18 protein-coding genes, 2 tRNA genes and 2 rRNA genes (1 of these 22 running past the window's edge) are annotated in these 19,344 nt (G+C 41.9%); 16 read left to right on the top strand and 6 right to left on the bottom strand.

All coding sequences use genetic code 11. The features are described from left to right. The first annotated feature begins 2 nt into the window (after nt 1-2). From AM608_RS06015 to AM608_RS06005, 3 genes are read left to right on the top strand one after another with little or no spacing between them, the layout of a single operon-like run. Entirely contained in the window at nt 3-437 is a 435-nt protein-coding gene (locus tag AM608_RS06015; protein WP_053581091.1) for a FabZ, read from the top strand. Between the two features lie 16 nt (nt 438-453). Next, the gene (locus AM608_RS06010) at nt 454-891 is read left to right on the top strand and encodes a hypothetical protein (RefSeq protein ID WP_002673892.1); all 438 of its coding nucleotides are present in this window, start codon (nt 454-456) and stop codon (nt 889-891) included. Next, nucleotides 888-1,283, top strand: a complete 396-nt coding sequence (locus AM608_RS06005; RefSeq protein ID WP_053581090.1) for a hypothetical protein — start codon at nt 888-890, stop codon at nt 1,281-1,283. Before AM608_RS06010 ends, AM608_RS06005 begins: the two co-directional genes overlap by 4 nt. A gap of 188 nt (nt 1,284-1,471) precedes the next feature. On the opposite strand, the gene AM608_RS06000 is transcribed toward AM608_RS06005, so the two are convergent. Beyond that, nucleotides 1,472-1,951 carry a hypothetical protein gene (locus tag AM608_RS06000; protein ID WP_053581089.1) on the bottom strand — a complete coding sequence of 160 codons (480 nt, stop codon included), beginning with the start codon at nt 1,949-1,951 and terminating at the stop codon, nt 1,472-1,474. An 18-nt stretch (nt 1,952-1,969) separates the two neighbouring features. Then, nucleotides 1,970-2,839: a GyrI-like domain-containing protein gene (locus tag AM608_RS05995; protein WP_053581088.1), complete on the bottom strand. Its 870-nt coding sequence runs from the start codon at nt 2,837-2,839 to the stop codon at nt 1,970-1,972. Nucleotides 2,840-3,747: 908 nt separating this feature from the next. Here AM608_RS05995 and AM608_RS05990 point away from each other — a divergent pair. From AM608_RS05990 to AM608_RS05960, 7 genes are all read left to right on the top strand, one after another. Continuing rightward, nucleotides 3,748-5,205 (top strand): MFS transporter, encoded by a 1,458-nt coding sequence (locus AM608_RS05990; protein ID WP_002673787.1) that lies wholly within the window; start codon nt 3,748-3,750, stop codon nt 5,203-5,205. A 252-nt stretch (nt 5,206-5,457) separates the two neighbouring features. Further along, a complete protein-coding gene (locus AM608_RS05985; RefSeq protein WP_015781790.1) occupies nt 5,458-6,060 on the top strand; it encodes a nitroreductase family protein in 603 nt (200 codons plus the stop codon). Nucleotides 6,061-6,175: 115 nt separating this feature from the next. Continuing rightward, nucleotides 6,176-7,231, top strand: coding sequence for a 23S rRNA (adenine(2503)-C(2))-methyltransferase RlmN (gene rlmN, locus AM608_RS05980; RefSeq protein WP_053581087.1), 1,056 nt, complete (start codon nt 6,176-6,178; stop codon nt 7,229-7,231). 54 nt (nt 7,232-7,285) lie between these two features. Further along, complete coding sequence (locus AM608_RS05975) at nt 7,286-7,660, top strand: four helix bundle protein (protein ID WP_009410551.1); 375 nt, start codon at nt 7,286-7,288, stop codon at nt 7,658-7,660. Nucleotides 7,661-7,716: 56 nt separating this feature from the next. Then, entirely contained in the window at nt 7,717-9,045 is a 1,329-nt protein-coding gene (rseP, locus tag AM608_RS05970; protein ID WP_053581086.1) for an RIP metalloprotease RseP, read from the top strand. A 71-nt stretch (nt 9,046-9,116) separates the two neighbouring features. Further along, on the top strand, nt 9,117-9,599 hold the full coding sequence (locus tag AM608_RS05965) for a hypothetical protein (protein ID WP_015781787.1): 483 nt from the start codon (nt 9,117-9,119) through the stop codon (nt 9,597-9,599). After that, nucleotides 9,596-10,729, top strand: coding sequence for a DUF2062 domain-containing protein (locus AM608_RS05960; RefSeq protein WP_015781786.1), 1,134 nt, complete (start codon nt 9,596-9,598; stop codon nt 10,727-10,729). Before AM608_RS05965 ends, AM608_RS05960 begins: the two co-directional genes overlap by 4 nt. 4 nt (nt 10,730-10,733) lie before the next feature. On the opposite strand, the gene dusB is transcribed toward AM608_RS05960, so the two are convergent. From dusB to AM608_RS05940, 4 genes are all read right to left on the bottom strand, one after another. Beyond that, nucleotides 10,734-11,717, bottom strand: a complete 984-nt coding sequence (gene dusB, locus AM608_RS05955) for a tRNA dihydrouridine synthase DusB (RefSeq protein ID WP_053581085.1) — start codon at nt 11,715-11,717, stop codon at nt 10,734-10,736. A gap of 127 nt (nt 11,718-11,844) precedes the next feature. Beyond that, the gene (locus tag AM608_RS05950) at nt 11,845-12,540 is read right to left on the bottom strand and encodes a transporter (protein WP_053581084.1); all 696 of its coding nucleotides are present in this window, start codon (nt 12,538-12,540) and stop codon (nt 11,845-11,847) included. Next, complete coding sequence (gene hflX / locus AM608_RS05945) at nt 12,533-13,738, bottom strand: GTPase HflX (protein WP_053581083.1); 1,206 nt, start codon at nt 13,736-13,738, stop codon at nt 12,533-12,535. The genes AM608_RS05950 and hflX overlap by 8 nt, the downstream gene beginning before the upstream one ends. A 3-nt stretch (nt 13,739-13,741) precedes the next feature. Beyond that, nucleotides 13,742-14,146, bottom strand: coding sequence for a DoxX family protein (locus AM608_RS05940; RefSeq protein ID WP_002673772.1), 405 nt, complete (start codon nt 14,144-14,146; stop codon nt 13,742-13,744). A gap of 682 nt (nt 14,147-14,828) precedes the next feature. Between AM608_RS05940 and AM608_RS05935 the strand changes: the two genes are divergently transcribed. The 6 genes from AM608_RS05935 to AM608_RS05910 all read left to right on the top strand — a co-directional run. Then, complete coding sequence (locus tag AM608_RS05935; protein ID WP_053581082.1) at nt 14,829-15,551, top strand: metallophosphoesterase; 723 nt, start codon at nt 14,829-14,831, stop codon at nt 15,549-15,551. A gap of 11 nt (nt 15,552-15,562) precedes the next feature. Continuing rightward, nucleotides 15,563-16,309, top strand: a complete 747-nt coding sequence (locus AM608_RS05930) for a hypothetical protein (protein ID WP_053581081.1) — start codon at nt 15,563-15,565, stop codon at nt 16,307-16,309. 329 nt (nt 16,310-16,638) lie between these two features. Beyond that, nucleotides 16,639-18,153: ribosomal RNA gene (locus tag AM608_RS05925) — 16S ribosomal RNA — on the top strand. Between the two features lie 155 nt (nt 18,154-18,308). Continuing rightward, a tRNA-Ile gene (locus AM608_RS05920) sits at nt 18,309-18,382 on the top strand. A gap of 95 nt (nt 18,383-18,477) precedes the next feature. Next, a tRNA-Ala gene (locus AM608_RS05915) sits at nt 18,478-18,551 on the top strand. Between the two features lie 162 nt (nt 18,552-18,713). Next, a 23S ribosomal RNA gene (locus AM608_RS05910) occupies nt 18,714-19,344 on the top strand (it continues 2,211 nt past the right edge of the window). The 16S and 23S rRNA genes sit together here with 2 tRNA genes alongside, the layout of an rRNA operon.

Below are 19,344 nucleotides of genomic sequence, written 5' to 3'. Positions count from 1 at the left end.
CTATGGTTTTACCAATTATAGATAAAAACAAAATCCTTACTCTTATACCCCAGCGCACTCCCATTGTAATGGTAGATGCTCTTTGGGAGTATACCCCCACCGAGGGAGTGGCAGGGCTCACCATTGTCTCCAGCAACCTTTTTGTACAGCAAGGGGTATTCTTAGAAAGCGGACTCATAGAGCACATCGCCCAAAGTATTGCCTTGCATAAAGGTTATTACTACTATCTCAACGGAAAACCTGCCCCTATGGGGTATATAGGAGCGATTAAAAACATAGAGATACAATCGCTACCCAAAGTAGGTGATACGCTCCAAACACACATCACTATCCAGCAAGAGTTTATGGACGTTACCCTCGTAACAATGCAAACCTTTGTAGGTGATACCCTCATCGCCCAAGGCGAAATGAAAACCGTACTTGCCCCTAACCCCTGAATCCTGACACCTGAATATGAACATATCAATCCACAAATACCTCCCTCACCGTCCGCCGATGCAAATGGTAGATACCATTACCGACATCAGTAATACACACGTAGTTACTGAGTTTGAGGTGAAGTCTACTTGCATATTTGTGGAAGAGGGGAAGTTTGCCGAAGTAGGACTCATTGAGAATATGGCGCAAACCTGTTCGGCAATTGTGGGGCAGTTTCTCTTTGGTATAGAAGACACATCGAACTATGTGATAGGTTACATCAGTGCGATTAAGAAATTGGAACTCTTCGCCTTGCCTAAGGTACAAGAGGTGGTGCGCACCGAAGCTGAATTGCTTTCTCGTTTCGATACCGATGAGTATTACATCTGCTCGATGCGCTGTAATGCCTTTGTAGGAGATATTCTTATGGCAACTGCTGAAATGAACTTAGTAATTAAAAACTTAACGGAATGAAAGAAACCGAACTACCTCAGGAAAAAGGTGCCTTACAGGACTTTACAGAACTGTGCTATGTAACCGATGACGAAGGCAACTACACCACCCTATCCAGTTCGGGCTGGGAGGTGAAGAGCATTGCCTTAGAAGCCTCTCTCAGCCGTTTGCAAGAGCAGATTGACGAAGCAAAAGCCGATGTGCTTGCAGGACGCAAAAGCCCCATAGTGTATTATATGCTCCTCAACCGTATGGATTGGGCAGTCCTTGCCGATGCAATGCACCGCTGGCAATGGGTTATCAAGCGTCACGCCAAACCTTCGGTATTCAAAAAACTATCTTCTAAAACACTACAACAATATGCTGAGGTGTTCGACATCACGGTGGAAGAACTGTGCGAGTTAAACAAATAAAAGTCCTTTACTCATTTAGAATAAAGGACTTTGTTCTATTGCTTTTCATACTATAATTGTCTGTGGTGTAGCAAGCACTCTTTGGGGTTTAACAAAGGCGTGATGCGACTATCTATCGCATAACACTCAGGACAAGCTTCTTTCATTGTGCTATTATTTTAAAATCTGATATAAACTGCTTATATAGCTCACGCCATTTCAAGTAATTGACTAATTTCCTCAGCGTGTGTACGACAGTAGTACATCACAAAAGCAATGTAAGGCACAAAGAGAACGATGCTCCACAGTAACCCCTGTGCAAACGCTTTGTAATCACCAATGCGATAGAGCACATAGCCTGCCCAAATCAGGTTGAGTGTCATTGTAATATGTGACATTTGAGCAAAGATGTTAGCACCACTCCACGTAAAGGTAAAGAGCCCCATCGTACCAAAATAGTACATTGGCAGGAAGGCAAGCGGTAGCCAAACAGTCTTTTTAGTCACCCAAAAGACGATAAGGCAACCTAAATACACCAAGCTACTAGGAGAACAAGCGTTGTAAGCCAACCATTGCACAAAGCTTACTTTCAGAGTAGAAAAGAAGTAACCACTCCCTGAAAGCGTAAGCAATAATAAGACAATCGCCAAAGCGATACCTGTGATTTTTTCTGTTTTTGTAAGATTCATAATGTTAGAATTTAGAAGTTAGGAAATTGCCCGTGCAGTTTGCACTGGGATATATATCTCAGTTTTCAGTTTCTCTTCGGGGGTACGACGGCAGTCGTTGAGGTATTTCTCGAACATAGGCTCATCGCGCACTTCGTATTCACTATCTACCACCCAGCGCATAGCAGCATCGTAGACAGCTGAGAGCTGAGTATAACTACCTTGATAGAAAAAGATTGCATATTTGCCTCCTGCTAAGGTTTTGCAACTCACTTCACCTGAGGGTTTAGCCGGCTTGTGAATAGCCAAACTCACCTCGGAACGTTGCAAAGAGGCTTCGGTAATTTTAGGGTCATCATACGAAACGCATATCGACTCAATGCCTTTGGTAAAGAGTTTTTGCGATTTTACAACACCCCACAATTGTTCGTAAGCTTTGTTGTAGTTAAGTGTACCATATTCTCCTGTAAGAGCTACGTAAATAAGACTTTTGGGCTCAAGCTCTACTATCTTTGGAGCTTTGAGCACTACTTCTGGATTGTTTATTTCTTTCTTCATAATATAAATATCTCTGTTTGTTCTATACTGAGTAGGGGTAATACCATATTGATTTTTAAATGCTTTGGAAAGAGAAGCGGGCGTTTCATACCCTATATTAAAAGCTATTTCTTCTACCGAAAGCGTTGAATAGCGTAACAGCTGAGCTGCCGTTTCTATACGCAAACGAGCAATAAAGGCAATGGGCGATTCTCCTCTAAGCGCTTTAAAGATGCGACAAAAATGAAAATCAGATAAGTTAGCCACATTGGCGAGTGTTTTTATCTTTATAGAAGTATCAAGATGACCATTGATGTATTCCGCCACTTTGTTGATACGCTGAGTGTAATCGTTACGAGTAATGGATTTCATACAGATTTATTTTGAATTTCTGTGGCAAAGATACGGCACTTTCCCAAAGTAGTCTTTTCCTATCTTGCTAATTTCACCCTGTAAGTTCATCTTTCCGTCGACACATTCCCCTTTTTCGTCACTCGCTCCTCGTCATTCGCTTCTCGTTCATTCGTCATTACTTCCTTTTTCCGTCATACTCCCCCCTAGTGCCTATGGCCTAAGGCCTATCACCTCTTCCTCTTTCTTTCGCCTCGAAACCCCGTTTTTAACATTTTTAGCGTTGTTGTATTATATTATGAACCAACCACTTATATACCCTTCCTATACCAATCGTCCAAGATTCGTATAAGCTTCCTATAAGCTCTCTATAAGCTAACCCCACCCAAATTACAGCTCATCTTTTACCTTTTATCTCAACCCGTCCTTCCGAACCCTTTCGATATCTTCCGAACCCCTCAACCTCCCCCTATTTTCTAATTCTCTCATTTTTTAATTTGCTAATTCTCTATGGCTGTCATCGCTTTTTCGTCTCGAACTTTGGCAAAGTTTTAAACTTTGTCAAAGTTGAATTATGGCATTATTGGCATTTCCAGTATTAATGGCATTATGAGCGTTGTTATATTTATAACATCTCCAACCCCCTTTGTATAAAACCCCTTTTTTATTTTTATAGAAGCAAAAATGCTCTTACTTTTGCACTTTAATTCAGCGTATACTATGAATCAAAAAGTAAAATGTGATGCACCCTGCTCTTAACCAAAGTTTCAAACTTTGTCTAAGCTGATTGCCCTAATAATCAATTGTTTTGCCATATGTTATAGAGGTTAATTACAATTTTTCCTAAAAACAAACCTAAATATGTATCACCTCCTTTTACAATAAAATTTTCAGAGCCTTTTCAAACAGATATCAAAAATAAATGAACTATGTCAGAAAATAAAAAATCCTTTGGTCAAACACTCAAAACTTTCTCACCCAACTTCTGGGTAGCAAGTTTCCTCCAACTGATGGAACGTTGGGGCTTCTACGGTATCTTTACCCTTCTCCCCTTGTATTTAGTAGCTTCAACTGACCAAGGCGGATTAGGTCTTTCGCATACCGAAAAAGGAAGTATTATAGGTAACGTAACCGCTATACAGTACTTTTTGCCACTCGTCTTTGGCGTGATAGCCGACCGTATAGGCTACAAACTCTCTTTAGTCATTTCTTGTACTATAATGGCGATAGGCTATTACCTAATGGGTGAAGTAAACACCTATTGGTCGATGTATATGATGTTCCTCTTTGCCGCCGTTGGAGGGGGCTTCTTCAAACCCGTTATCAACGGTACCGTTGCCCGCAATACCGATGAAAGCACCAGTACAATGGGCTTCGGTATCTTCTATATGATGGTAAACGTCGGAGGCTTCTTAGGTCCTGCAATGTCGTCTTACCTACGCACTACCCTCGGTTGGCGCATTATCTTCCTGCAAGCTGCGGTGGTAATGGTTATCAACCTGCTGGTAGTTTTATTCTTTTTCAAAGAACCTAAAATGGCACAACGCGACAGCAAACCTATCCTCACCGAAATCAAAGAATCCATAATGCACATTATAGAGGCACTCAAAGACCGTCGCCTTACCATACTGCTCATACTGATGGTCGGCTTTTGGACGATGTTCAACCAGCTGTTCTACACCCTGCCTAATTTTATCGAAGATTGGGTAGATTCCTCCAAAGTAAGTGCGTGGATTAACCATCATTTGCCTTTCTTAGGCACTATTCTCACCGAAAAAGGACAAGTAAAAGCCGAATGGTTTATCAATATCGATTCGTTTATGATTATCTTCTTTCAGGTAGTTGTATCCTATTTCGTAACCAAAATGACTCACGTAAGCGCAATGATTCGCGGTACGATTATCGGAACCATAGGGGTAACGCTCACTTTTATGTTTAATAATGTGTGGTTTACCATTATAGGCACTATGATTTTCTCCATAGGCGAAATGGCTGCTAGCCCCACGCTTTCAGCTTTTATCGCTCAAATCACCCCTAAGGGGAAGGAAGCCCTCTATCAAGGCACTTATTTCTTGCCTGTGGCGGTAGGTAATTATATTGCAGGACTTATTTCTGGTGATTTATACGAAAAATGGTCTGATAAATATACTTTACTAAAAACCGAACTCACAAATAAAGCCATTGCAATGCCCGAAAATCTCACTAAAAAGGAATATTTCGATTTGGCAAGTCAGAAGTTAGGTCTCAGTCAGTCTCAAATCACCGATTTGCTTTGGAATACTTATAACCCCAACAAAATGTGGTATCTTATTTGTGGAATAGGTGTCTTTGCTGCCCTATCACTATATGCCTATAACAAAATAATGGTAAGAAAAGAATCAATTTAATAAATCTAACTTTTTTCTTACTCTTACGTTAAACTCCGCTCTCGTTGCCTTTACCTCTCTGAGAAAGCCATCGAGAGCGGACATTTTTCGTCTTACCGTAGCCTTAGATTCGAATGACCTCCGAATAACCTCTTGATTTTTAGCCATATTTCACCTGCCATACCTTTTACCTTTTTCCTTATTTGTTAAATTGCTAATTACGCCGTACCTTTGCACCTTGAAATTAAAAGTTAAACTTAAAAACAAAACACTATGGATTTTTTAAAATTAGCACAAACCCGCTATACTACTAAACATTACAGCTCTAAACGTGTGAGCGATGAAGATATCGCTAAGCTCAAAGAGATATTACGCCTCGCTCCTTCGTCTATCAATTCACAGCCTTGGCAATTTGTTTTCATAAGTGATGAAGCTACTAAAGAGGCTTTCGCCAAAGTATCGCTTACCAACGAAGAACGCGTTAGAAAAGCAAGTCATTTAGTGGTATTTATGGCGAATAGCGCTTTGCCATCATTTGAAGAAAAGCTCGTTAAAGCAGCTACTGAAATGGGACTTAACTTCTATCATAAAGTACAAAAACCCAAAGGTGATGTAGGACTCTATGCGTGGATAAACAACCAAGTGTACATCGCATTAGGATTTTTTCTCAGTGCTTGTGCTTCTATGGGCATCGATAGTACTCCTATGGAAGGTATTGTCAATACTGAGTACGACAAGCTTCTGAATGAACCTCAATACACTACGCTCTTCGCGGTGGCAATAGGCTACCGCGACCCTGAGGACAGCAATCAATTGCACTTGCGCCCAAAATCGCGCTTGCCGTTAGAAGAGGTAGTAAAGGATTTTAAATTATAATTAGGGTCGTAAACTTTGTCAAAGTTGAAGCTAACGCCTTTATTCATACTTCTTTGTTTGATTTGAATTGATTTGTAAGATTTCTGAGGCAAAGCCTCATCTCTAACACAAATATATGCAACAAAAACGCGACATACGCGCTCTTACTAAGGAGGAACTTCGCGCTTTCTTCGAGAGTAATGGCGATAAACCTTTCCGTGGCAACCAAGTATATGAATGGTTGTGGCAGAAAGGCGTGCATACTTTCGAGGAGATGACCTCACTGCCCAAAGCTACTCGCGAGATGCTCAGCGAACATTTTAGCATCAACCATATCAAAGTAGATGTGATGCAGCGCAGTAACGATGGTACGATTAAAAACGCAGTGCGTTTGCACGACGGGTTATTAGTAGAGTCGGTGCTAATTCCTACCGATACTCGCACCACCGCTTGCGTATCCAGTCAGGTGGGGTGTAGTCTCAACTGTTCGTTTTGTGCCACAGCTCGCTTAAAACGTATGCGCAATCTCCTCCCCGATGAGATATTCGACCAAGTAAAGGTAATCGATGAGCAGAGTCGCGCTTTCTTTGGTCGTCCGCTCTCTAACATAGTATTTATGGGAATGGGCGAACCGCTGATGAACTATAATAATGTATTGAAGGCAATCGACAAGATTACTTCGCCTGAGGGCTTAGGAATGTCGCCTAAACGCATTACGCTATCCACTTCGGGTATCCCCAAATTGATAAAAAAAATGGCTGATGATGAGGTAAAATTCAAATTAGCTGTATCTTTGCACTCGGCTATCAGTAGTGTGCGCACGGGCATTATGCCTTTCAATGAGCAATTTCCACTGGAAGAACTACGCGAAGCCTTAGCGTATTGGTATCAAAAAACCAAAAACCGTATTACTTATGAGTACGTAGTGTGGAAGGGGATCAACGACCAGAAGAAGGACGTAGAAGCACTGATAAAGTTTTGTAAGTTTGCCCCTTCTAAGGTAAACCTCATTGAGTACAACCCTATTGACGATGGGGATTTTCAACAAGCCGACCCTAAAGCGCTTGAACTTTACCAAACAATGCTTGAAGAGGTAGGTATCACCGTTACCGTTCGCCACTCCCGTGGTAAAGACATCGATGCCGCCTGCGGACAATTAGCAAATAAAAAGGCCTTAGGCAATAGGTCTTAGGAACATTATCTTAAAACCTGTGGACTGAGGACTAATGCCTATGGTCTGAAACCTATGAATGATATTAAAGACTTTAAAGATTTAATTGTTTGGCAAAAAGCAATGGATCTTGTAGTTGAAGTTTATAACTTAGTTAAGAAACTACCTAAAGAAGAACAATTTGCTTTAAGTGACCAAATGAGACGTGCTGTTATCTCTATTCCAAGTAATATTGCTGAAGGAAGAGGGAGATATTCAATTAAAGAATATACTCATTTTTTATCTGTCGCCAAAGGTTCAAATGCTGAATTAGAAACACAATTATTGCTTTGTGTAAAAATTAATTATTTAAATAATTCAGATATTGAAAGAGCTTTTGGTTTAATAAAAGAAGTAGGAAAAATGCTTACTTCTTTACAAAAAAGTTTGACAATAAGTAATACGCAATAGTTATATTATCCTACCCCCCTGTGGCCTAAGGCCTAATGCCTATGGCCTAAAAAAGAATGGAAGTATTTTTAATAAAAGCGGCTCAGCTGATTCTGAGTCTTTCAATTTTAGTAGTCCTACACGAGTTAGGACATTTTATACCTGCTAAACTCTTTAAAACAAGAGTAGAAAAGTTTTTTCTTTTCTTCGATGTGAAGTTTGCCCTTTTTAAGAAGAAGATAGGCGAAACAGTATACGGCATCGGGTGGCTACCGTTGGGTGGCTACGTGAAGATTGCCGGTATGATTGATGAGAGTATGGACAAGGAGCAAATGGCGCAACCTCCACAGCCGTGGGAGTTCCGTTCTAAACCTGCGTGGCAACGCCTTATCATTATGATAGGTGGTGTAACGGTAAACCTGCTCTTAGGTTTCATTATTTACGCGATGATACTCTTCACTTGGGGGCAAGACCAGCTCAAACCCGAAGGTATTAAGGAAGGTTTTGCAGTAACCCGCACAATGCGCGCTTATGGGTTCCAGAACGGCGATATCGTAACCGCTATCAATGGCAAACCCTTAGAAAGCGTAGCCGATGTAAGTAAATATATCTTGTTGCGCAATACCAGTGAGCTTACCGTAAAAGGACAAGACGGAACTGTGCGTACTCTATCTCTCCCCGATTCTATTGGGAAGATGCTCTATTTACGAGGAGAAACGACTCCTTTTAGTGTAAAAGTAAAACCCATTATCGATACAGTAATAGTGGGAATGCCTGCTCAGAAAGCAGGTTTACAAAAGGGCGATAAGCTGTTAAGCATCAATGGAGAACCTATTTACTATTTCTCCGATGTAACACCTGCCCTTGCAATGGCTCCTGAGAACACTCCTCTCACTTTTGCTATTGAGCGCAACGGAAAGCCAATGACCCTCAGCGTCCTTCCCGACAGTAATAAAAAAATAGGTATCAGTGGTATGCAAACCGAAGGTGAGGTACAATTTACCCATAAGACTTACAGTTTAGGAGAAGCCCTCAGTCACGGAATTGCATACGGTTACAATGTGCTACACGACTATGTAGCCCAGTTTAAATTTATCTTTACCAAGAAGGGAGCCAGTGAAGTAGGAGGCTTTGGTTCTATAGGAAAGCTCTTCCCATCGTCTTGGAATTGGCTCGCTTTTTGGCATATCACTGCTTTTCTATCTATTGCCTTAGCCTTTATGAATATTTTGCCTATCCCAGCCTTAGACGGCGGACACGTGGTATTCCTCCTATACGAAATGGTAACGGGTAGAAAACCGAGTGAAAAAGTATTAGAACACGCCCAAATGGTAGGTTTTGCTATTTTAATAGCCCTTTTGCTATATGCCAATGGTAGCGACCTGTATAGAGCGATTTTCAAGTAACAGATAAGAGAAAACAGATAAGACTTTGCCAAAGTTTGAACTTTGGCAAAGTTGAAGAACTTATAGGCTAAATGAAACACATCTACTTCATCATATTATTCTTGAGTTTTGGAGCACTGCAAGCACAGAGCCTTGAGAAACTACGCACCGCTTATACTACGGCTTCCGATAGCAAAGAGAATGCTGTAGCTTTTGTAGAGCTAATGGCTAATGCTCCTACTACCGATGTGGTGCTAAGTGCCTATAAAGGGGCGAGTAAGATGATACTGGCAAAATTTGGAGGTAACCGTATTGCCCTGCTCAAAGAGGGTAAACCGCTCTTAGAAAACGCTCTCAAACAGCAACCTCAAAACGCTGAACTTCACCTGATACGCCTCAGTGTGCAAGAACACTTGCCCAAAGTAGTACCCTATCGCAACGACATCACAGACGATAAGGATTTTATACTTGCACACTACGCTCAGCAAACCCGTGAACTACAAAAGTATATAGCTGGGTTTGTAAAGAAGTCGAAAGTGTTTAACGATGGAGAGAAAAAGAAAATGGGACTATGAACTATTGCGTTTTAATTCCTACTTATAACAATGCTAAAACCCTCGCTCGTGTGATTGATGGGGTGTTGCGTTATACCTCTCACATTATCATAGTGAATGATGGCGCAACCGATGCTACTCCCGATATACTTGCTCGTTACCCTGAGCTCAGTATTATTCATCTTCCTAAGAATAAAGGCAAAGGCAATGCCCTACGTATAGGGTTTGACAAAGCTCGCAATTTAGGTTACGACTATGCCCTTACCATCGACTCCGACGGACAACATTACCCCGAAGATATACCTGTATTTATAGCTACTATCGAAGCGGAAAGCGAACCTACTCTATTGGTAGGTAGTAGGAATATGACCCAAGACGGGGTACCTAAGAAAAGTAGCTTCGGGCATAAATTTTCTAACTTCTGGTTTCACCTCGAAACGGGCGTCAATCTTCCTGATACGCAATCAGGATATAGGTTATATCCTTTGCAGTACATTCCTAAGAAATATTACACCGAAAAGTTTGAGTTTGAGATAGAGATATTAGTGCGCAGTAGTTGGAATGGGGTACAACTGAAGAATGTACCTATACAAGTGTTGTACGACCCCGAAGAACGAGTTTCGCATTTTCGTCCGTTTAGGGATTTTATACGTATCAGTGTGCTGAATAGTGTGTTGGTGCTCATTGCGCTCTTCTATATCAAACCGCGTAATTTCTTTAGAGATGCTAAGAAGAAGAGTCTCAAACGTTTTATTAAAGAAGATATATTAGAGAGCGACAGTAGCGATAGTGTGAAGGCAGGTTCGGTAGCATTAGGTGTATTCTTTGGCATTGCGCCTTTTTGGGGATTTCAAACCATACTTACTATTACTTTGGCGGTATTCTTTAATTTGAACAAAACTTTGGCTTTTATTTGCTCGAATGTGAGTATTCCCCCAATGATACCGGTGCTTATTTTCACTTCTCTTAAAATAGGTACTTTTTTTGTGGGGGGCACGATTCTTCCGCAAGGAGACCTCACCGCAATGGAATACATCAAAAACAATTTGTTGCAATACTTAGTAGGGAGTTTTACTTTGGCGATTACTGCTTCATTTGTTTTAGGAATGCTCACCTATGGTTTACTAAAAATAAAAAGTAAAAAAGCTTAGATTATTAGACTTCCCTTTTTAATTCTCTCACTACTTCGAGTTCTCTTATTATTTCTTCTGAGGAATCTAACGTTACTAATCGCTGGCGATGTTCTTTAAAATTAGGAATCCCCTTAAAATAATTAGCATAATGCCTGCGCATTTCCAACACTCCTTGTCGTTCACCTTTCCATTCTACCGACCATAATAGATGGTTTTTAGCAGCTTCTACACGATCGGATATAGTAGGGGAGGGGAGAAGCTCTCCCGTTGCAAAATAATGCTTTATTTCATTAAATATCCACGGATAACCAATGGCTGCACGACCTATCATTATACCGTCTACGCCGTAAGTATTGCGGTATTCTGAGGCTTTTTCAGGGCTATCGATATCGCCGTTACCGAAAATAGGAATATGAATACGAGGATTGTTCTTCACTTTGGCAATATAGCTCCAATCGGAGTGACCTTTGTACATCTGGCTACGGGTACGGGCGTGAATGGTAAGCGCGCTGATACCTACATCTTGCAGACGTTCGGCTACTTCTTCAATATTGATATTTTGCTCGTCCCAACCTAAACGCGTTTTTACAGTTACAGGTAAATGGGTACTGTTTACGACAGCTTTGGTAAGGCGCACCATCAAATCGATATCTTTCAAAACCCCCGCTCCTGCGCCTTTGCTTACAACCTTCTTTACAGGACAACCAAAGTTGATGTCTACTAAATCGGGGTTTACAGTGGCAACGATTTTAGCTGAGAGCGCCATTGCTTCTTCATCACCCCCAAAAATTTGTATGCCTACGGGACGTTCGTAATCGAAAATATCTAACTTTTGACGGCTTTTAATGGCGTCGCGTATGAGTCCTTCGGAGGAAATGAACTCACTGTAAAGCATATCAGCTCCGTGCATTTTACAAAGGCGACGAAAGGGAGGATCGCTTACATCTTCCATAGGTGCAAGCAATAAAGGGAAATCTCCTAAATCTATGTTTCCTATTTTAGGCAATTTTTTTAATGATTAATTGTTAATGGTTAGTGATTAATAATTAATAATGAAGAAACTTCTTCCTGCTCTCTCTGCGAGGGGAATTAGAGATGCAAAAGCCATACTTCGGGCGAAATTTTCCATATTGTTAAATGAATAAATATCCTATTCCCACCCCTACAAAATATTGAGGTTCTGGTTGCCAAAGGGTACGCCCTCCGCTGAGGTCTATTTGAAAATTAGGTTTTAGGAGATAGGCAATTCCTGCATTGATATTGTGCTCAGGAGCACGCATTCCATTATAGGAAGCGTAATACTCAACAAAGCTCCATAGCTTGTTGTTGGGAGCATAATTGACCTGAGCAGTAACATCTAAATTCTTAAATTGTTCAGAGCTACGAGCACTATAAGCTAATGAAAGCTGGTCGGTAAGAGAGCTTTCAAAAGCTAAACAAGCGTCGAAAGTATAAGTCTTAGCGTCTGTTTTGCTGTATTGTCCATAACCGATGAGTCCCACTGAGGGGATATAACGCTGTTCCGATTCGTATAAACGCTGTTTTATGCTGAAAGTAGTACTACTAAAATCGGGGGTACGAAGGTCGAAATCGGCTTCTAAGCGGAGTTCGGTGTTTGTGATGAGTCCGTAGCGTAACATTAGGTTATCACTGCTTTCTTCTTTGCTGAAAACTAAACCATTTTCTATTTGAAACTGACCTTTGGGCAGGGTGTATACCCCTTCACTTTGGTCGGGGCGATCGGTGTTGAGGTTTTCATCGTTTTGAGCAACTGCCAAAGAGGTGCAACATAAGGCTATCGTAGCCAATAGTAAATTGAGTTTATTCATCTATCTTTTCGTATAAAAAGTTATTAAAAGGAAAGCGAGTGATGTGTATCTCCTTTACCTTTTCGTACACCACCTCACGGAATTCTTCGAGATTATTTTTATTGAGTGCCGAAATGAAGAGTACATCGCGCCCCATTCGTTGCATCCAAGTTTGTTTCCATTCATCAAGAGTGAAGTGTTTTTTAGTGCGCTCGGTAGCCAAATCGTCTTCGGCTATTTCTTCATTGCTATACGCATCAATCTTGTTGAATACCATAATGGTGGGCTTATCGGCGCTGTGAATTTCGGCTAATATTTGGTTTACTGATTGGATATGCTCCTCGAAGTTGGGGTGTGAAATATCAACTACGTGCAAGAGCAAATCGGCTTCACGTACCTCGTCGAGGGTACTTTTAAACGACTCGATGAGCTGGGTAGGCAGTTTGCGAATGAACCCTACGGTATCGCTGAGCAAGAACGGTAGGTTTTCAATCACAACCTTGCGCACGGTGGTATCGAGGGTGGCAAAGAGCTTATTTTCGGCAAAGACTTCGCTTTTGCTTATCACGTTCATTAGGGTAGATTTGCCTACATTGGTATATCCGATGAGTGCCACCCGCACTAATGCTCCGCGATTACTGCGTTGAGTAGCCATTTGCTTATCGATAGCGGTGAGTTTCTTTTTGAGCAGGGCGATACGGTCGCGCACGATACGGCGGTCGGTTTCGATTTCGGTTTCACCAGGACCACGCATACCGATACCGCCTCGCTGACGTTCGAGGTGCGTCCATAATCCCGTAAGGCGCGGTAAGAGGTATTCGTATTGTGCCAATTCGACTTGTGTGCGCGAATAGCTGGTTTGTGCACGCTGAGCAAAGATATCGAGAATAAGCCCTGTGCGGTCTAATATCTTTGCTTTGAGAATACGCTCGATATTCTTCTGTTGAGCAGGGGTGAGTTCATCGTCGAAGATGACAGTACCTACCTCATTTTCTTCAACAAATTGCTGTACTTCCTCCATCTTACCGGTGCCGATGAAGGTTTTAGGGTTAGGCACATCAAGCTTTTGGGTGAAGCGTTTGAGCACTTCACCCCCAGCTGTGTAAGTAAGAAATTCGAGTTCGTCTAAATATTCCTTAGATTTTTCTTCGGTTTGTATTTGATTGATAATCCCTACAAGTACTACTTTCTCGTAGGTAAGATTGACTTGTTCTAACATTCGTTAATCCCATTTGTGGCGAGTGGAAATGGCGTGTTTGCCACTTCCGGTAAAGAACAAAGCTAAAGCACCGAAAAGGAATAGTCCAGGGAGTTCAGGAGCCCAACCACCGTGAGCCGTAACTGCGGTAATTTGACCTCCATACGCCAAAAAGAGCGTACTAATTCCGCCAAGTACCATTATAAGAGCAGCTAAACGGGTTCGGAAGCCTAATACAATCATTATAGGAGCGATGATTTCGCTAAGATATACCCCATAGGCGATGAAGGTGGGAAGACCTTTGGCTACTAAGGTACTTTGAACATATCCAAAGGCATCGGCGTGTAATAATTTGTTGATGCCGTGAGGAAGCATAAGCAAGCCTATGGTGAGGCGGAGGACGAGGAGTCCAAAATCTTTGTTTTTCATTTTATAAAAGGTTTTTTTAAGTTTACGGGTGCAAAGATAGAGAATAATTAGCAAATTAGCAAGTTCGTAGCACGACAGGCAGAGAAAATTAGCAAATTAGAAAATGAGAGAATTAGAAAATAGAGGAATATTGAGAGGTTCGGAAGGAAACGAAAGATTTCAGAAGAGAGCTGAGAGGAATTTTGGTGAGAAAAGGCTGTGAGGAGGGTGGGGTTAGCTTATAGAGAGCTTATAGGAAGCTTATACGAATCTTGGACGATTGGTATAGAAAGGGTGTATAAGCAATTGATTCATAGTATAATACAGCGATGCAAAAAATGGTAAAAAAGGGGTTTCGAGGCGAAAGAAAGAGGAATCCTCACCCCGTTCACATACTCTCCTATTCGGAGACTTCTCCCAAGGAGAGGGGGAATGTGGTGACGGAAAGGAGAAGGGATAATTAGAGAATTAGCAAATTAGAAAATTAGTAAATGGGGAAGTGTGGGGTCTTAGGCAAATAGGCACTAGGGAGGAGTATGACGAAAAAGGGAAGAAATGACGAGTGACGAATGATGAGTGACGGAGGTAATGTGAGGTTATAGCGCGATGGGCGGGTGGAAAATTAGAGATTGTCTGATAATTGAAAAAAAATTACTACTTTTGCCGAACTTTTCACAGACGAATAATAGCAAAATTAAACACTATGCGAACTCTTGTTATAGGCGATATACACGGTGCTTTACGCGCTTTGGTGCAGGTACTTGAAAGAGCTGATATACAAACTGATGACTACCTTATTTTCCTTGGTGATTACGCTGATGGTTGGAGTGAAACTCCCGAGGTGCTGGATTTTCTCATCGAATACCAAAAGAAACAGCGTTGTTTGTTCCTCAGAGGGAATCACGATGCGCTTTGCCGTGAGTTTCTTTTAGGGAAAGAGATGGATACTCTTTGGCGTTTGCACGGAGGAAAAGCTACTGAAAAAGCTTATCGGAATGTTTCGGCAGAGCGCAAAAAGGCTCATATTGATTTTATAAACTCGCTTGAAAATTACTACTTGGATAGCAAAAATAGGCTTTTTCTTCACGCGGGATTTACTAATTTGCGCGGGATTGCTCACGAGCATTTCGAACAGATGTACTATTGGGATAGAACGCTTTGGGAACTTGCTTGTAGCGTTAGTCTTCCTAAAACAGATAAGTATTATCCTAACCGTTTGAAACTCTATAATGAAATTTATATAGGACATACACCTACGACGCGCTTGGGTACTGATAAACCTCTTATTTTCAACGGGGTGGCAAATGTAGATACAGGAGCGGGCTTCAAAGGACGCCTTACGGTTATGGATATTGAAACGAAGGAATATTGGCAGAGTGAGCCTGTTTATAAACTATATCCAGAAGAACAAGGACGCAATCAATAAAATATTAAAAAATGAAGAAGTTTATATACCTACTGTTATTACTGCCGATGTGTGGTGTAGCACAAGAACAATTGCAAAATGAAAGTACTATTTTTAAAGCTATTGAGGCGAAATTTAAGTTTGACAGACGTCAGGTGTATTGGGCACTTTATACGGAGCGAGGGCTAAAAGAAGATACGATACACAAGCTCGTGGTTTTTCCTTTAAAGAAAAGAAGTAAGGACAAGATGCTTTATGATGCTTATGTTGTTTTGTACAATCTTCAGAAACAGATGATAGATAACTACTACATAGGTGAAGGTGAATGGGAAGACAGTGATAGAGGGCGCTTACAGGGTTTGGAAGTGGCTTCTCAGACGCCACTGTTGGGGAAGAAAGCGATTGCCTATCAGGTGAGGGTGTTTTTCTCGAATGCTGATAGAAATAAGCCTATGGGCTCGGAGGTGCTTACCTATTTTATTAGTAAAGGGAAGAAGTTGCAAAAAGTGTTAAGCACTGATATATTTTCTTATACGGCTGATATTTCGGGGGGAGGAACTGCAAAAACTTCTTGTGAGGGAGAAAAAAAAGAGGTGAGTAGCAAATTGCATATTTCAGAGCATAAGGTGCGAGGTTTCTATACCGTAGAGGAAACACGTGTTACTAAACATATAAAAATAGAGCGTGATGCGGAAGGATTTTGCGCTGAAAGGGTGGTTGATAGTAAAGAAGATGTAATACAGATGCAATACAAAAAAGGGAAATACCAACCACAATAATTGCTATAACGATGAAAAAAACGGTGAGTTTTATAGGGCAAATAAAGAAATATTGAAAATTTATAAAGTTAGTAATCAATTAGTTGTATAAACATTAAAAATTTTCTTAAAAAAACTCTCAAAAAATTTGCTAGTTTGAAAAAACGCCGTACCTTTGCACCCGCAAATGAGACGATAAGGCACATTTGTAGGGGCTATAGCATACGCCCAAAAGAAAGAAACAACACGTACCTTGACATAATGTTGTACAGCACAAAGAAGATTTAAAGGATTGAGTGAAACCTGAAGTCAATAACTTGAAGATCGGTTAGAAGATATAAAAGAATTTAACGATGAAGAGTTTGATCCTGGCTCAGGATGAACGCTAGCGGCAGGCCTAACACATGCAAGTCGAGGGGGAAGTTACTTTCGGGTAACAGAGACCGGCGTACGGGTGCGTAACGCGTATACAATCTGCCTTTCACTGGGGGATAGCCCGAAGAAATTTGGATTAATACCCCATAGTATAGTAGTGTGGCATCACACAACTATTAAAGCCTTGGTGGTGAAAGATGAGTATGCGTTCTATTAGCTAGTTGGAGAGGTAACGGCTCCCCAAGGCTACGATAGATAGGGGTTCTGAGAGGGATGTCCCCACACTGGTACTGAGATACGGACCAGACTCCTACGGGAGGCAGCAGTGAGGAATATTGGACAATGGTCGGAAGACTGATCCAGCCATGCCGCGTGCAGGATGACGGCCTTATGGGTTGTAAACTGCTTTTGTAAGGGAAGAATAAGGAGTACGTGTACTTTGATGACGGTACCTTATGAATAAGCATCGGCTAACTCCGTGCCAGCAGCCGCGGTAATACGGAGGATGCGAGCGTTATCCGGAATCATTGGGTTTAAAGGGTCTGTAGGCGGGCTGGTAAGTCAGAGGTGAAAGCGCTTAGCTCAACTAAGCAACTGCCTTTGAAACTGTTGGTCTTGAATGGTTGTGAAGTAGTTGGAATGTGTAGTGTAGCGGTGAAATGCTTAGATATTACACAGAACACCGATAGCGAAGGCATATTACTAACAATTAATTGACGCTGATGGACGAAAGCGTGGGGAGCGAACAGGATTAGATACCCTGGTAGTCCACGCTGTAAACGATGGATACTAGCTGTTTGGAGTAATCTGAGTGGCTAAGCGAAAGTGATAAGTATCCCACCTGGGGAGTACGTTCGCAAGAATGAAACTCAAAGGAATTGACGGGGGCCCGCACAAGCGGTGGAGCATGTGGTTTAATTCGATGATACGCGAGGAACCTTACCAAGGTTTAAATGGAGACTGACAGAGGTAGAGATACCTCCTTCTTCGGACAGTTTTCAAGGTGCTGCATGGTTGTCGTCAGCTCGTGCCGTGAGGTGTCAGGTTAAGTCCTATAACGAGCGCAACCCCTGCCATTAGTTGCTAACGAGTAAGGTCGAGCCCTCTAATGGGACTGCCGGTGCAAACCGTGAGGAAGGTGGGGATGACGTCAAATCATCACGGCCCTTACATCTTGGGCTACACACGTGCTACAATGGCCGTTACAGAGAGCAGCCACTGCGTGAGCAGGCGCGAATCTATAAAGACGGTCACAGTTCGGATCGGAGTCTGCAACTCGACTCCGTGAAGCTGGAATCGCTAGTAATCGGATATCAGCCATGATCCGGTGAATACGTTCCCGGGCCTTGTACACACCGCCCGTCAAGCCATGGAAGCTGGGAGTACCTGAAGACGGTCACCGCAAGGAGCTGTTTAGGGTAAAACTAGTGACTGGGGCTAAGTCGTAACAAGGTAGCCGTACCGGAAGGTGCGGCTGGAACACCTCCTTTCTAGAGAAGGCCGAAAGTTAATGACGAATTACGAATTACAAATGATGAACAGCTAGTTTATTGATTAAATTTGTAATCAATAAGGACTTGGTTCTTTAAATCTTGCTGACAACAAAATAAAATTTGCAAATTTACAAATTTGCTAATTAGAACAAAGTCTCATAGCTCAGCTGGTTAGAGCGCTACACTGATAATGTAGAGGTCGGCAGTTCGAGTCTGCCTGGGACTACAAGCAAAATAAGCTTAAAAAGAAGGAAATTTCTAGGAGTGAGCTAGAGGAAGGATCCTCTTACCTCTTACCACATATCTCTTACCTAGAGACAGGGGGAATTAGCTCAGCTGGCTAGAGCACCTGCCTTGCACGCAGGGGGTCAAGGGTTCGAATCCCTTATTCTCCACAACAAACGTACATTGACATATTGGGATAAAAAGCATAAGAGATCAATAATAGATTATTGATAATCTAACGAAAGAATCAAAAAGAATCAAAGAGAACGAGAGGTACTTAGATAATTGTCAATTATCAAATGTTAATTGTCAATTGACTAGGACTACAAGCGCGAAAAGTTATGTAAGGGCGTATGGGGGATGCCTAGGCTCTCAGAGGCGAAGAAGGACGTGATAAGCTGCGAAAAGTTGCGTGTATTGGCACATACGATATGATACGCAAATCTCCGAATGGGGCAACCCAGTACATTGAAGATGTACTACACCGTAAAGGTGAGCAAACCCGCTGAACTGAAACATCTAAGTAGGCGGAGGAGAAGAAAACAAAAGTGATTCCCAAAGTAGTGGCGAGCGAAATGGGAACAGCCCAAACCCATATTGTTACGGCAATATGGGGGTAGTAGGACCCAGATATAGGTTGTAAAGCTGGATTAGAAGTGTTTGGAAAGACACACCATAGAGAGTGAAAGTCTCGTATAGGCACAGTTTTATAAATCTTATGGGAATCCTGAGTAGGTCGGGGCACGAGGAACCTTGACTGAATCAGCCGGGACCATCCGGTAAGGCTAAATACTCCTGAGAGACCGATAGTGAACTAGTACCGTGAGGGAAAGGTGAAAAGAACCGTGAATAACGGAGTGAAATAGACCCTGAAACCATACGCTTACAAGCGGTCGGAGCAGCTTAGGCTGTGACGGCGTGCCTTTTGCATAATGAGCCTACGAGTTACTGTTACCAGCGAGG

Origin of the sequence: Capnocytophaga sp. oral taxon 323 (assembly GCF_001278825.1) — a bacterium.
GTDB lineage: Bacteria > Bacteroidota > Bacteroidia > Flavobacteriales > Flavobacteriaceae > Capnocytophaga > Capnocytophaga ochracea.
The sequence above is the reverse complement of the archived record's forward strand: the minus strand, read 5'-3'. Positions and strand labels throughout refer to the sequence as shown.